The 13,105-nt window shown below is 69.0% G+C and carries 14 protein-coding genes and 1 tRNA gene; 9 read left to right on the top strand and 6 right to left on the bottom strand.

The annotated features are described in order from the left end of the window. Nucleotides 1-34: 34 nt before the first annotated feature. The 4 genes from ACZ6WN_RS10310 to ACZ6WN_RS10295 all read right to left on the bottom strand — a co-directional run bounded on the left by ACZ6WN_RS10310 (nucleotide 35) and on the right by ACZ6WN_RS10295 (nucleotide 3,035). Nucleotides 35-1,411: a class-II fumarase/aspartase family protein gene (locus tag ACZ6WN_RS10310; protein ID WP_465864542.1), complete on the bottom strand. Its 1,377-nt coding sequence runs from the start codon at nucleotides 1,409-1,411 to the stop codon at nucleotides 35-37. Nucleotides 1,412-1,569: 158 nt separating this feature from the next. Then, nucleotides 1,570-1,645, bottom strand: a tRNA-Gly gene (locus tag ACZ6WN_RS10305). A 50-nt stretch (nucleotides 1,646-1,695) separates the two neighbouring features. Continuing rightward, nucleotides 1,696-2,487 (bottom strand): SGNH/GDSL hydrolase family protein, encoded by a 792-nt coding sequence (locus tag ACZ6WN_RS10300; RefSeq protein WP_465864541.1) that lies wholly within the window; start codon nucleotides 2,485-2,487, stop codon nucleotides 1,696-1,698. Nucleotides 2,488-2,570: 83 nt separating this feature from the next. Continuing rightward, nucleotides 2,571-3,035: a hypothetical protein gene (locus ACZ6WN_RS10295; protein ID WP_465864540.1), complete on the bottom strand. Its 465-nt coding sequence runs from the start codon at nucleotides 3,033-3,035 to the stop codon at nucleotides 2,571-2,573. Between the two features lie 293 nt (nucleotides 3,036-3,328). Here ACZ6WN_RS10295 and dcd point away from each other — a divergent pair, with 293 nt between their 5' ends. The 9 genes from dcd (at nucleotide 3,329) to ACZ6WN_RS10250 (ending at nucleotide 11,581) form a co-directional block, all read left to right on the top strand. Continuing rightward, nucleotides 3,329-3,904 carry a dCTP deaminase gene (gene dcd, locus ACZ6WN_RS10290; protein WP_141794788.1) on the top strand — a complete coding sequence of 192 codons (576 nt, stop codon included), beginning with the start codon at nucleotides 3,329-3,331 and terminating at the stop codon, nucleotides 3,902-3,904. A 36-nt stretch (nucleotides 3,905-3,940) separates the two neighbouring features. Continuing rightward, on the top strand, nucleotides 3,941-4,543 hold the full coding sequence (locus ACZ6WN_RS10285; RefSeq protein WP_465864539.1) for a DNA-3-methyladenine glycosylase I: 603 nt from the start codon (nucleotides 3,941-3,943) through the stop codon (nucleotides 4,541-4,543). Nucleotides 4,544-4,648: 105 nt separating this feature from the next. Beyond that, nucleotides 4,649-5,680, top strand: coding sequence for an iron-siderophore ABC transporter substrate-binding protein (locus tag ACZ6WN_RS10280; protein WP_465864538.1), 1,032 nt, complete (start codon nucleotides 4,649-4,651; stop codon nucleotides 5,678-5,680). Beyond that, nucleotides 5,677-6,708, top strand: coding sequence for a FecCD family ABC transporter permease (locus tag ACZ6WN_RS10275; RefSeq protein ID WP_465864537.1), 1,032 nt, complete (start codon nucleotides 5,677-5,679; stop codon nucleotides 6,706-6,708). Before ACZ6WN_RS10280 ends, ACZ6WN_RS10275 begins: the two co-directional genes overlap by 4 nt. After that, entirely contained in the window at nucleotides 6,705-7,733 is a 1,029-nt protein-coding gene (locus ACZ6WN_RS10270; protein WP_465864536.1) for a FecCD family ABC transporter permease, read from the top strand. Before ACZ6WN_RS10275 ends, ACZ6WN_RS10270 begins: the two co-directional genes overlap by 4 nt. Before the next feature lie 16 nt (nucleotides 7,734-7,749). Continuing rightward, nucleotides 7,750-8,565 (top strand): ABC transporter ATP-binding protein, encoded by an 816-nt coding sequence (locus tag ACZ6WN_RS10265; RefSeq protein WP_465864535.1) that lies wholly within the window; start codon nucleotides 7,750-7,752, stop codon nucleotides 8,563-8,565. 1 nt (nucleotide 8,566) lies between these two features. After that, entirely contained in the window at nucleotides 8,567-9,475 is a 909-nt protein-coding gene (locus ACZ6WN_RS10260; RefSeq protein ID WP_465864534.1) for a siderophore-interacting protein, read from the top strand. Between the two features lie 83 nt (nucleotides 9,476-9,558). After that, the gene (locus tag ACZ6WN_RS10255; protein ID WP_465864966.1) at nucleotides 9,559-11,289 is read left to right on the top strand and encodes a sodium:solute symporter family protein; all 1,731 of its coding nucleotides are present in this window, start codon (nucleotides 9,559-9,561) and stop codon (nucleotides 11,287-11,289) included. A 10-nt stretch (nucleotides 11,290-11,299) separates the two neighbouring features. Then, on the top strand, nucleotides 11,300-11,581 hold the full coding sequence (locus tag ACZ6WN_RS10250; RefSeq protein WP_465864533.1) for a hypothetical protein: 282 nt from the start codon (nucleotides 11,300-11,302) through the stop codon (nucleotides 11,579-11,581). Nucleotides 11,582-11,596: 15 nt separating this feature from the next. Here ACZ6WN_RS10250 and ACZ6WN_RS10245 read toward each other — a convergent pair whose 3' ends face one another. Both ACZ6WN_RS10245 and ACZ6WN_RS10240 read right to left on the bottom strand, forming a co-directional pair. Beyond that, entirely contained in the window at nucleotides 11,597-12,358 is a 762-nt protein-coding gene (locus tag ACZ6WN_RS10245) for a DUF4097 family beta strand repeat-containing protein (RefSeq protein WP_465864532.1), read from the bottom strand. 74 nt (nucleotides 12,359-12,432) lie between these two features. Continuing rightward, nucleotides 12,433-13,014 (bottom strand): toxin-antitoxin system HicB family antitoxin, encoded by a 582-nt coding sequence (locus ACZ6WN_RS10240; protein WP_465864531.1) that lies wholly within the window; start codon nucleotides 13,012-13,014, stop codon nucleotides 12,433-12,435. Nucleotides 13,015-13,105 lie beyond the last annotated feature (91 nt).

Here is a 13,105-nt window from a genome sequence, read left to right as displayed (position 1 = left end):
TACGCAGCCTATCGACGTCCGGGCAACGCCAACGTCAGACGGCGGGGATCTGGATGGTGTCGGCCACGCGGCGGGCGTGCTCGGCCATGGCGCGGGCGATGTTGGCGGACTCGCCGAGGTGGCGGCAGGGGTCGAGCAGGTCGGCGATCTCGGCGCGGCTGAAGTGGGCCGAGACCTCGGGGGAGGCGGCGAGGAGGGAGGCGAAGTCGATGTCGTCGACCGCGGAGCGCTGGGCCAGCTCGAAGACGACGTCGTGGGCGACCTGGCGGCCGATGCGCTCGCCGAGCTCGAGCATCAGCGACTCCGAGCCGATGAGACCGCCGGACAGGGCCAGGTTGGCCCGCATCCGGTCCTCGTCGAAGGTCAGACCGGTGAAGATGACGACCAGGCGGGCCAGGACGTCGCCCGCGAGACGCGAGGCCTGGGCGACCGCGTCCTCGAGGATGCCGGTCATGGCGCCGTTGGCCTCGTGGTCGTGGAGCATCGACTCCATCGCCGGGGCGACGAGCCCGCGCAGCTGGGTGGCGGCGGTGATGACGTCGAGGGTGAGCTGCGGGTTGCGCTTGTGGGGCATCGTCGAGGAGCCGATGGTGCCCTCGGGGATCGGCTCGAAGGCCTCCCCGAACTCGGGCTGCATCATCGAGTAGACGTCCTTGCCGATCTTGCCGGCGGTGCCACCGAGCATCCCCAGGATCGAGACCCACTCGACCATGCCGTCGTTGATCGCCCGCGAGGGGACGGGCATCGAGCCCATGTCGAGCCGGGAGGCGGTCTCGGTCTCGATCGCGCGGGCGTGGGACCCGAAGGAGGCCATGGTGCCCGCGGCTCCGCCCATCAGGAGGCGGAAGACGCGGTCCTCGACCGAGCGGAGCCGGTCGACGTGGGCGGCGATCTCGTCGATCCAGATCGCGACCTTGAAGCCGAAGGTGATCGGGACGGCGTGCTGGGAGTGCGTACGTCCCGGCATCGGCACCTCGGCGCCGGCCTCGGCGACCTTGGACAGCGAGCGCAGCAGGTCGCCGAGCAGGTCGAGGATCTTGTCGTGCGCCTGGCGCATCAGGATCAGATCGGCGGTCTGGGTGATGTTCTGCGTGGTCGCGCCCCAGTGGACCCAGCCACCGTGCTTCGCGCCGACGACCCGGGAGAGCTCCTCGACCAGCGGCGTCAGCGGGTGGCTGTGCTCGGCGGTGGCCTTCTCGATGCGGCCCAGATCGAGCTTGTCCAGATCGGCGGCCTCGGCGATCGCCTCGCCGGCCTCCGCGGGGATCACCTTCACGGCCGCCTCTGCCTCGGCGAGCGCCGCCTCCACGTCGAGTCGCGCCTGCAGGCGTGCCTCGTAGGTGAAGAGGTCTCCGATGCCGTGGTCGGGGACTCGTCCGTCGGTGAATCGGTTGCTCGAGCCCGCGGGCATGGCGAGTGATCCTTTACGTGTCGTTCACACAATGATGGGAAAACAGAAACCCAATGTTAATCGACACAAAGCGGGAACACCCGTGATCGTGTGCTGCATCACTTGGAACGTGCAAGTGAACCGAAACAGGCCGTGCCATACGGCACGACCTGGATCTGTGGAGCGGACGACGAGATTCGAACTCGCGACATCAACCTTGGGAAGGTTGCGCTCTACCAACTGAGCTACGTCCGCAGGTGCGACCAGGATGTTACCCCACACTCCCGGCCAGGTGTGAAACCGGTTCACGAAAGTCGTGTCATCCGGGGATAGCGGGCCGACAGCCCGTCCCCGGCGGGGCCGCGGAGCAGGCGGCGTACGGCCCAGGGGAGCGCGCGGGAGGCCAGCCGCCGGACCTCGCGGACCGGGCCGGCCAGGCCGCCCACGCTCGGCTCCTCGATGACGGCCAGCGGCTTCGGGGTGGGCAGGTGGTGGCGTACGCCGAGGGTGTCGAGGACCTTGATCGCCATGAGCTGGTGGCCGGGGACGCCCAGGAAGCCGTGGCCGTCCCAGTAGCCCGCGTCGTCGTACTCGGTCATCCGCCAGAAGTCGACGAGCGTGGCCCCGCGCCGCTGTGCGATCTCGCGGACGGCCTCGTTGTAGACCGCGAAGCGTCCCCGGAGGAGTCGCCCGACGGTCGTGGCCCGCGCGCCGTAGGCGGTGAACACCAGCACCTTCGCGCCGGTGTCTGTGAGCTCGCCGATCGCCGACTCGTAGGTGGCGAGCAGGGTGTCGATGTCGACGTGCGGCCACATCAGGTCGACCGATCCGCCGTAGATCGTCACCACGTCCGGCTCGAGCGCGAGCGCCGGCCCGACCTGCTCCTTGACGATCCGGTCGATCCCGCGGCCGCGGACGGCCAGGTTGGCGTAGCTGAACTCGGGGGTCCGCTCGGCCATCACCTCGGCGACCCGGTCGGCCCAGCCGCGGACGCCGTTCGGGCGGCGCGCATCGCTGTCGCCGACGCCCTCGGTGAAGGAGTCGCCCAGCGCGACGTACCGGCGGTAGCCGCCGGGGATCAGCGCATCCAGTGCCATGGCTCCGATTCAATCCGGTTTACCCCGGGACGTACGACTCTGGCGCGGAATCTGTGACACATGGGGCAAATGATGCTGAGGACTCACGGCATGACGGCGGGAACCAGGTCGGTCAGCATGCTCTTGACGGTGGCGGTGGCCGCGGTTGCGTTGAACTTCTCGTCTCGGAGCGACACGACGAGCACCACTCGATCTACGCGGACCGCGCCCGCTGCCCAGCCGTCGTCGGCATTGATGGTCGCTTGGTCCCCGATGGGGTACGAGTCGCCATCGGTGATGTAGGGCGCCTCCGAAGCCGCAGTGCCTACGTCCGGGAACTCGAGAACGTTGAGGATCGTCTCGGTCTTCGGGTCGTCCGCGGGCTCATCCTTCGGGAGGATCCAGCAGTACGTGGCCGAGGTCGGTTCCGTCGACAGCTCCGACGACAGGTCGGCGAGCCAGGGGAAGGTCTCCTGCTGCTCGGTCCACTCCGGTGACCCGGCCTTCGCGATGCCGAACTGCGACTTCACCTCTGACTCGCTCGTGAAGTAGGCGTCGGACTTGGCCATCGACTTGCACGGTTCGACGTAGACGTACACGTCCTGGATCGACTTGATCCGCGACGGCTGCGGGGTCGGTGATGCCGACGATGTGCGTGTCGGGCTCGCCGATGCGGCCGGCGTGCTGCTGGCAGCGGAGGGACCCGCATCCGCGTTCGTGCTCTGGTCGGATCCGCAACCGGCGCCAAACAACGCGAATGCGACGACAAGTGTGAGTGCCCGAGTCACACGGGAGTTGTGGCGCACAAGCGCAGCGTATGGCGGCGGTGAACGCTACGCATGAGAACCGGTAAGTTGGCCTCGTGCTGCTGAGCGACAAGGACATCCTGACCGAGATCCACGACGGACGGATCGTCATCGACCCCTGGGACGAGTCGATGCTGCAGCCGTCGTCCGTCGACGTACGCCTGGACCGGTTCTTCCGGGTCTTCGACAACCACAAGTACGCCACGATCGACCCGGCCGTGGACCAGTCGGAGCTCACCCGGCAGATCGAGACCGAGGGCGACGAGCCGTTCATCCTGCACCCGGGCGAGTTCGTGCTCGGGTCGACCTACGAGACCGTCAGCCTGCCCGACGACATCGCCGCGCGCGTGGAGGGGAAGTCGTCGCTGGGGCGCCTCGGGCTGCTCACCCACGCCACCGCCGGCTTCGTCGACCCGGGCTTCTCCGGCCACGTGACGCTCGAGCTGGCCAACGTCGCGACGCTGCCGATCAAGCTCTACCCGGGCATGAAGATCGGCCAGTACTGCTTCTTCAGGCTCACCTCGCCCGCGCAGAACCCCTACGGCAGCGAGAAGTACGGCAGCCGCTACCAGGGCCAGCGCGGCCCGACCGCCTCGCGCAGCTTCCAGAGTTTCCACCGCACCAAGATCTGAGCGGACCTGTCGGTGGTCGCCGCTAGGGTCGGTTGGATGAGTGAGACACCGTTCCTGGCCCCGGACGGCCAGACGCGCTGCGCCTGGGCCGGCGGGGCGCCGGAGTTCCTGGACTACCACGACACCGAGTGGGGTTTTCCGGCCGGCGGTGACGTACGGCTCTTCGAGAAGATCTGCCTGGAGGGGTTCCAGAGCGGGCTGTCGTGGCGCACGATCCTCAACAAGCGGCCCGCCTTCCGTGAGGTCTTCGCCGACTTCGACTTCTACAAGGTGGCCGAGTTCGACGAGGGCGACGTCGAGCGCCTCCTGCAGGACGCGAGGATCATCCGCCACCGCGGCAAGATCGAGGCGGCGATCAACAACGCCCGCCGTGCGGTCGACCTCGTCGAGGAGCGCGGCTCGCTGGCTGCGTACGTCTGGGGGTTCGAGCCCGAGCCGCTCACGATTCCGGAGGTGGTGGCCACCTCCGCCGCCTCGATCAGCCTCTCCAAGGACCTCAAGAAGCGAGGCTGGAAGTTCGTCGGGCCGACGACGATGTACGCGTTCATGCAGTCGATGGGGATCGTCAACGACCACTCGCTCGACTGCGTGATCCGGGATCGGGTGGAGGCCGAGCGGGCGGCGTTCGACAGGCCCTGACCGCCCACCGCGGCGTCCCAAACCTTGGGGGCCGATACCCCGTGGAAACCAGAATGTGTTTAGGCTGTCCTAACTAAGCATTGCCTAACCCGAGGTGGTCCCCACGTGATCCGTCGTCCCGTACTCATCGCAGTGAGCACCGCGCTCGCTGTCTCCGGCCTGGCTGCCTGCAGCACGGGCTCCACCGACTCCGCCGACTCCGGCCAGGAGTCCACCTCGAAGGCCGACTCGGGCGCCTTCCCGGTGACCATCGAGCACGCCTTCGGTGAGACCACGATCGAGGAGGAGCCGAAGCGCATCTCCGTCGTCGGTGTCAACGACGCCGACATGCTCCTCTCGCTGGGCGTCGTGCCCGTCAGCATCCCCAAGGTCACCTGGGGCGGCGACGAGGACGGCACCACGCCCTGGTTCGACGAGAAGCTCGAGGAGCTCGACGCCGACATGCCGGCGATCCTCGACCAGACCGACGCCATCCCGGTCGACGAGGTCGCCAAGCAGACCCCCGACCTGATCCTGGCGACCTACTCGGGCATCACCGAGGAGGAGTACAAGAAGCTCTCCGAGATCGCGCCGGTCGTCGCCTACCCGGACCAGCCGTGGGCGACCGCGTGGGAGGACTCCCTCGACATGGTCGGTCAGGCCACCGGTCGTAACAAGCTGGCCGACGAGGTCGAGGCCGACACCCAGAAGCTCTACGAGGACGCCAAGAAGGACACCCCGGAGATCCAGGGCAAGACCTTCATCTGGGCCGCGCTGGCCACCGCCGACCTCTCCCAGATCCCGTTCTACACGACCGAGGACGCCCGCCCGGACTTCCTCTCCGACCTGGGCATGAAGAACGCGCCGGTCGTGGTGGAGAACACCAAGAAGGGCGAGTTCTTCGCCCAGGTCTCCGCGGAGAAGGCCAGCGAGCTCGAGTCCGACTTCCTGTTCACCTACGCGGTGGAGGACACCGACGCCGAGACGTACGCCAAGGACAAGCTGATCGGGCAGGTCCCCGCGATCAAGGCCGGTCACATGTGGGCCTCGACCGACAACGTCGCCTCGCTCGCCGCCGGCACCCCGACGCCGCTCTCGGTGCCCTACGCCATCGACGAGTTCGTCCCGGGCATCGTCAAGGCTCTCGAGGGTCAGTGACCCTCACGACGACGCTCGACCGAGCCCCGGCCGCGGATCCGCGCGGCCGGGGCCGGTCGTCGATGCTGCGGGTCGTGATCCTGCTCGCCGGTGTCCTCCTGGTCGCCGTGGTCGCCTCGATGCTGATCGGTGCGAAGCTCGTCTCCCCGCTGGATCTGTGGCGTGAGGGCAGCGTCGGCCAGGGCATCCTGGAGACCCGGATGCCGCGCACCGTCCTCGGGCTGATGGCCGGCGCCGCGCTGGCGCTCTCCGGCGCCTGCCTGCAGGGCCTGACCCGCAACCCGCTGGCCGACCCGGGGCTCCTCGGGCTCAACTCCGGGGCCACGTTCGCGATGGTGCTGGCGGTCTCGGTCTTCGGCATCGGGTCGCTCAACGCCTACCTCTGGTTCGGCTTCGCCGGTGCCGCGATCGCTGCGGTTCTCGTGCACACGGTCGCCTCCTTCGGGTCGGGTGGCGCGACCCCTGCCAAGCTCGTCCTCGCCGGTGCCGCGCTCGCCGCCGGGGTCACCTCGTGGACCACTGCCGTCCTGCTCACCGACAAGGCGACCTTCGACGTGATCCGGCTGTGGCAGGTCGGCACCATCGGCGGCCGTGGCTGGGACATCGTCCTGACCGGCCTGCCCTTCCTGGCCGTCGGCGCGCTGCTGACCCTGGCCGGCGCCCGCACCCTCGACACGCTCGCCCTCGGCGACGACCTCGCGCGCGGGCTCGGACGGCGTACCGGCATCGACCGCGCCGTCATCGGCCTCGGCGTCGTGCTCCTCACCGGCACCGCCACCGCGCTGTGCGGGCCGATCGGCTTCGTCGGCCTGATCGTCCCCCACATGGTCCGGGTCATGGTCGGCTCGGCCTACACCCGAGTGCTCCCTCTCTCGGCGGGCTTCGGCGCCGCCCTCACCCTCTTGGCGGACGTGGTCGGCCGGGTCATCTGGCCGCCCTCGGAGATCCAGGTCGGTGTGATGGCAGCCGTCGTCGGCGTACCCGTCTTCGTCTTCTTCCTGCGCCGCGGACGGATGGCCGGACTATGACCGTTCAGTCGATCAACCCCACCGCGGTCGTACGCAGCGCCCGGCGCATCCCGCAGCGGCGGCTCGTCCTGGTGGCCGGTGGCCTGGGCACGGCTCTGTTCGGGCTGTTCGTGCTCCGTGTGCTCGCCGGCGACTACATCATCACCCTGCCGGACTTCTTCCGGATCCTCGGCGGCGAGGAGATCCCCGGAGCGACCTTCATCCTGATGGAGTCGAAGCTGCCCCGGGCGGTCCTGGGCGTACTGGCCGGAATCGCCTTCGGCGCTGCCGGCGCGATCTTCCAGTCGACCCTGCGCAACCCGCTCGCCAGCCCCGACATGCTCGGCATCTCGTTGGGGGCGAGCGCGTCGGCGGTCTTCGCGATCGTCGTCCTCTCGCTGAACGGCTCGGCGCTCTCGGTCGCCGGGATCATCGGTGCGGTGCTCACCGCCGTCGTGATCCGGCTGGTGGCCGGCAGCGACGGTGGCTACCGCCTGGTGCTCGTCGGCGTCACCGCTGCCGCGGGCCTGGTCGCGGTGATCCAGTACCTCTTCACCCGCGCCAACGAGTACGACGCCCAGCTCGCGCTGCGCTGGATGACCGGCAGCCTCAACTCGGCCTCCTGGCCGACGATCCGGATCCTGCTCGTCGCCCTGGTGATCCTGCTCCCGCTGGTGGCCTGGACGGTGAAGTCCCAGCGCGTGCTCGAGCTCGGTCCGGACGTCGCCAACGCGCTCGGCGTCACCCACCGCTACGCCGACCTGCTGCTCCTCCTCGCCGTGCTGCTGTGTGCGCTGGCGGTCGCCGCGACCGGCCCGGTCGCGTTCGTCGCGTTCGTCGCCGGTCCGATCGCCCGGGTCCTCAACGGCGGGCGTACGACGATCCTCGGGGCCGCGCTGGTCGGCGCCGTCGTGATGGTCGGGGCCGACTACGTCGCGGCCTATGGATTCCCCGACACCAACCTCCCGGTCGGTGTCGTCACCGGTGCGTTCGGGGCGCCGTTCCTGTTGTGGTTGCTCGCCAGTGGGCGGGCCGGAAGGCGATGACATGAAAGAGGCCCAGATGAGACTCGCTGCGGAGAGTGTGAGCCTCGGCTACGGCGGCGACCCCATCGTCGACGAGGTCTCCCTGGAGATCCCCGACGGCCTGACCACCGTGATCGTCGGTGCCAACGGCTGCGGGAAGTCGACCCTGCTGCGCGGGATGGCGCGGCTGCTCCGCCCCATCTCGGGACAGGTCGTCCTGGACGGGAAGGCGGTCCACAAGCAGCCCACCCGGGCGGTGGCCAAGACGCTCGGCCTCATGCCTCAGTCGCCGATCGCGCCCGAGGGGATCACGGTCGTCGACCTCGTCGGTCGCGGTCGCCAGCCCCACCGTGGCGCGCTGCAGCGCTGGTCGCCCGCGGACGACGCCGCCGTGGCCGAGGCGCTCGAGCTGACCAACACGCTCGACCTCGCCGACCGGATCGTCGACGAGCTCTCCGGTGGTCAGCGGCAGCGGGTCTGGGTGGCGATGGCGCTCGCCCAGCAGACCGACCTGCTGCTCCTCGACGAGCCGACCACGTTCCTCGACGTCGCCCACCAGATCGACCTCCTCGACCTGCTCCACGGACTCCGCTCCTCGCGTGGCACCACCGTCGTGATGGTGCTCCACGACCTCAACCTGGCTGCCCGCTACGCCGACCACCTGATCGCGATGAGCGGCGGCAGGATCGCCGCCACCGGCAAGCCCGCAGATGTGGTCACCGCCGACCGCGTCGAGCAGGTCTTCGGTCTGGAGGCGCAGATCATCTCGGACCCCGTCTCGGGCACACCGCTGGTCGTCCCCATCGGACGTCACCACCGGCCCACCGCTCACCCCCACGCACAAGGAGCCTGACATGCCCATCCTCGCCCGCGTCTCGGTGCGCTCCGTCGAACGCCTCTCCCCGTCCTTCGCCCGGATCGAGCTGGTCGGCGACGACCTGGCCGACTTCGGCAACGACGGGCCGACCCTCGACCAGCGCATCAAGCTCCTCTTCCCGGCCACCCCGGGCGTGCTGCCCGAGCTGAGGGCCGAGGACTGGTACACCGAATGGCTCGCCCTCCCCGAGGAGGAGCGCCCTCGGATGCGCACCTACACGATCCGTTCGATCGAGGGCGAAGGCATCGAGAAGCGTCTGTACGTCGACTTCGTGCTGCACCCCGGCGCCCACGGCCCCGGCTCCGACTGGGCCGGCGCGGCCCGGCCGGGCGACGAGATCCTGGTCGCCGGACCCAAGCTCGGCGAGCCCTACGGTGGGATCGAGTGGCTTCCCGACGACGCGACCCGGCTCCTCCTGGTCGGCGACGAGACGGCTGTCCCGGCGATCGTCTCGATCCTGGAGTCCCTGCCGGCGGACGCCACCGGATCGGCCTTCCTGGAGGTGCCTGTCGCTGGTGACGTACAGGATGTCTCGGCGCCCGAGGGGCTGCAGGTCACCTGGCTGCCGCGTGAGGGGGCGCCCGTGGGCGGTCCGTCCCTGGCTGCCGTCGGCGGGCTGCTCGGCTTCGCGGCGACGCCCGAGGACGTGACCTCGGTCGAGGTCGAGGACCCCGATCTGTGGGAGACGCCCGTCTACTCCTCCTCCGGTGAGGCGGTGGTCTCGAACGGCGCCGAGGGAGGCGAGGACGGGCGCTACGCCTGGGTCGCCGGGGAGTCCCGGATGGTCACCGCACTGCGTCGTCATCTGGTCAACGAGCTCGAGATGCCGCGCAAGCAGGTCGCCTTCATGGGCTACTGGCGAGAAGGCGTGTCGATGAAGGGGTGACCCAGCGCGTTTTCGGGGCGTCCGCGTGGTTAAGTTTGATCCGCCCACTCCATTAGAAGGGTCTCGGTATGCAAGCAAGCATCCTGGCCGCGGACACCCTGATCCAGGCAAACGCGGTCGACTATCTCCTGATCGCCATCTACTTCGCGTTCGTTCTCGGCATCGGCTTCCTGGCCAGCCGGGGTATGTCGAGCTCGGTGGACTTCTTCCTGTCCGGTCGGTCCCTGCCCGCGTGGGTCACCGGTCTCGCCTTCATCTCAGCAAACCTCGGCGCCGTCGAGATCATGGGGATGTCGGCAACGGGAGCCCAGGTCGGGCTCCCCACCGTCCATTACTTCTGGATCGGTGCCATCCCGGCGATGCTGTTCCTGGGCGTCGTGATGATGCCGTTCTACTACGGCTCGAAGGTGCGCTCGGTCCCCGAGTTCATGAAGCGTCGTTTCGGCACCGGCGCCCATCTGGTCAACGCGCTCTCGTTCGCCGTGGCGCAGCTGCTCATCGCCGGTATCAACCTCTACCTGCTCGGCTCCATCGTGCACGCGCTGCTCGGCTGGCCGCTGTGGGTGGCGCTGATCGTGGCCGCGGTGATCGTGCTGTCCTACATCACCCTCGGTGGTCTGAAGGCCGCGATCTACAACGAGGTGCTGCAGTTCTTCGTGATCGTCGCCGGGCTGCTGCCCCTGACCATCCTGGGTCTCCACCGGGTGGGTGGCTGGGACGGCCTGACCTCGAAGATCGAGCAGGCCGCGGCTGCCAACCCCGACACCATCGCGCCCGCCGCCGACCAGCTCAACTCCTGGCCCGGCGCCGCCCTGACCGGCTTCTCCTCCGACTTCCTCTCGGTCGTCGGCATCGTGTTCGGTCTCGGCTTCGTGCTCTCCTTCGGCTACTGGACGACCAACTTCGTCGAGGTCCAGCGAGCGATGGCCGCCGACTCGATCAGCGCGGCCCGCAAGACGCCGATCATCGGTGCGTACCCGAAGATGTTCATCCCGTTCATCACCATCCTCCCCGGCATGATCGCGGCAGTCCTGGTCACCGAGATCGCCCAGACGAAGGCGGGGGAGTCGATCGCCGGCGGTGCCTCGGGCGAGGGCGTGACCTACAACGACTCGCTGCTCTACCTGATGGCAGAGGTGCTGCCCAACGGTCTGCTCGGCCTGGCGATCACGGGTCTGCTGGCGGCGTTCATGGCCGGTATGGCGGCCAACGTCTCCGCCTTCAACACGGTGGTGTCCTTCGACATCATCCAGGAGTACATCATCAAGGACCGCCCCGACGACTTCTACGTGAAGCTCGGCCGCTGGGCGACCGTCGCGGCGACGGCCATCGCGATCTTCACCGCCGTCCTGGCCTCCAGCTTCTCCAACATCATGGACTACCTGCAGACCCTGTTCGGGTTCTTCAACGCGCCGCTGTTCGCGACGTTCATCCTGGGTATGTTCTGGAAGCGGATGACCGCGACCGCCGGCTGGGCGGGTCTCGTGTCGGGCACCTTGGCAGCGGTGGGCGTCGGCATCCTCGCCGACGGCACGCTCGGCGGACTCTCCGTCGGCGTCCTGCCGCTGTCCGGTCAGGGCGCTTCGTTCGTGGCCGCCGGTGTGGCCTTCGGCGTCGACATCATCGTCAGCGTGCTCGTCTCGCTGGTGACCGCGCCGAAGCCGGAAGGCTCTCTGAAGGGTCTGGTCTACTCCGAGACACCGAGGGAGGACCTGGTGGATCCGGAGGACGCCGGTCGCCCGTGGTGGCAGCGCCCGGTGCCCCTCGCCGGCCTCGCGCTGGTCCTGGTCACCATCCTGAACGCGATCTTCTGAGGAGACTGAGATGCCTAGCGAATCGAACTCAGCCAAGACCGACAAGGGGCTGCTCGGCACGCTGCTGTCGCTCTTCGACATCCGCAACGTGATCGGGTCCCTGCTCGCGGTCTACGGCGTCATCCTGCTGCTGATGGGCCTGTTCGGCGACCCCGAGGTCGACAAGACCGGCGGGCCCAACGCCAACCTGTGGGCCGGCATCGCCCTGCTCGTCGTCGGTGGTGCCTTCATCGCCTGGGGCCTGCTCCGGCCGGTCGTGCCGGACGCTCCTCACCTCACCAAGGAGAAGTAGCCCTCCTCATCGGGCTCAGAGCCCGATGAGGGTGATGTCACCACTCACGGTGGTGGTGCGGAGCTCGACGTAGGGCTCACCTGCGGCCGGTGCACCAGCGCTCTGGACAGTGCTGGTGCACCGGCCGGTCACCGTGTTGACGTCGGTCCACACCGGGGTGCCGTTCGGGATCCCGATGCGTACGTCGGAGGAGGCTCCCTTCACCGAGATCCGGCCCGCGCCGACCGAGTGGATCGCAAAGTCGCCGGCGCCGGTCGAGTGGCTCACGTCGCCCTCGACCTCGTCGATCTCCACGCTGCCGGAGCCGGTCTTGGTGTGCAGGTCGTGGACCGTACCGATCCGGATGTCACCGGACCCGGACTTGATCGACGCGCGCCCGTCGAGGGTGTCGGCCTCGACGTCGCCCGAGCCGGACTCGACCTGGAACTCCTCGGTGACCCGGTCGATCCGTACGTCGCCCGACCCGGTCTGCACCCAGGTCGCCCGGAGCACGCCCTGGGTGGCGATGTCGGCGCTCCCGGTGCGGACACGGAGCTGGCTGCGGGCCGGGACCGTCACGCTGATGTCGTAGCTTCTCGAGCGGCTGAACGGGCCCTTGTGCGGGTCGACGATGTTGATGGTGTCGCCGCTCTGCTCGACGACGAGACTCTCGGCATCATCGCCGTCGACCTCGACGACCGTCTCGTCCGTGTCGGTCGCCTGGACCTCGAGGTTGCCCTTGCCGAACTCGACGAACAGCTTGGCGGGGGCGGTGGACATGAAGGTGTACGTGCTCATGGTGCTGCTCCTGAAGGGTGTGGTGATCTACCGGACCGGCCGGGCGGCCGTCCGTTGTCGTGGGTGGGGTCAGGTCAGAGCCAGCCGGTCATCCGGCGGTCGGACCTGCCGCGAAAGCTCTCGCGGAACGGATCGAGGCTGCTCATCGCCTCGCTGACGATGTTGGGGATGGCGGAGAGGTCGACGTCGACGTTGACCGCGTGCTCGCGGGTCGCCGCGCGGACCGCGCCGACGAGCCAGGTGTTGAGCGACTGGCCGGCGTCGGCCGCCGCCTCCTCGGCCTTCGCCTTGAGCGACTCCGGGATGCGCAGCGTCACCCGGGAGAGGGTGTCGTCGCCCTCCGGCTCCGGCGGGGCCGGGGGAGCGGGTGGGGCCGGCGGCGTCGGCGGCGCCGGGGCGACCGGCTCGACGGGCTCCGGAAGCGTGACCCCGAACTCCAGGTCGCGCCCGCGCAGACGTACGTCCACGTTGCCCGTCGGCAGCTCCGCCGTGATCTCCGCGGCCGCCTGGCTCACCGCCTCCATCACCGCCAGCCGAGCGGCCGGGTCGAGCGCGTAGGTGAGCCGCTCCGCAGTCTCCCGCGCCTCCGGCCCGGAGGCCTCGGCCGCGGCCAGCAGGTCCCGTCGCAGGCTGTCGATGTACGGCGTGATGTCCATGCGCACCACTATGACATCATCGTGACGTCACCACAACCCCAATGTGACATCACGTGACGTCAAGCTCTCGCCGAGGCGTCACCCCGGTCGG

It is taken from the genome of Nocardioides sp. NPDC054178 (genome assembly GCF_055585005.1).
This window is presented reverse-complemented; position numbering and strand designations above follow the sequence as displayed.

Coding starts and splice junctions, on each gene's coding strand:
- ACZ6WN_RS10310 (WP_465864542.1), bottom strand. CDS start 1,411: ATGCCCGCGGGCTCGAGCAACCGATTCACCGACGGACGAGTCCCCGAC.
- ACZ6WN_RS10300 (WP_465864541.1), bottom strand. CDS start 2,487: ATGGCACTGGATGCGCTGATCCCCGGCGGCTACCGCCGGTACGTCGCG.
- ACZ6WN_RS10295 (WP_465864540.1), bottom strand. CDS start 3,035: ATGGCCAAGTCCGACGCCTACTTCACGAGCGAGTCAGAGGTGAAGTCG.
- ACZ6WN_RS10285 (WP_465864539.1), top strand. CDS start 3,941: ATGAGTGAGACACCGTTCCTGGCCCCGGACGGCCAGACGCGCTGCGCC.
- ACZ6WN_RS10270 (WP_465864536.1), top strand. CDS start 6,705: ATGACCGTTCAGTCGATCAACCCCACCGCGGTCGTACGCAGCGCCCGG.
- ACZ6WN_RS10265 (WP_465864535.1), top strand. CDS start 7,750: ATGAGACTCGCTGCGGAGAGTGTGAGCCTCGGCTACGGCGGCGACCCC.
- ACZ6WN_RS10260 (WP_465864534.1), top strand. CDS start 8,567: ATGCCCATCCTCGCCCGCGTCTCGGTGCGCTCCGTCGAACGCCTCTCC.
- ACZ6WN_RS10250 (WP_465864533.1), top strand. CDS start 11,300: ATGCCTAGCGAATCGAACTCAGCCAAGACCGACAAGGGGCTGCTCGGC.
- ACZ6WN_RS10245 (WP_465864532.1), bottom strand. CDS start 12,358: ATGAGCACGTACACCTTCATGTCCACCGCCCCCGCCAAGCTGTTCGTC.
- ACZ6WN_RS10240 (WP_465864531.1), bottom strand. CDS start 13,014: ATGGACATCACGCCGTACATCGACAGCCTGCGACGGGACCTGCTGGCC.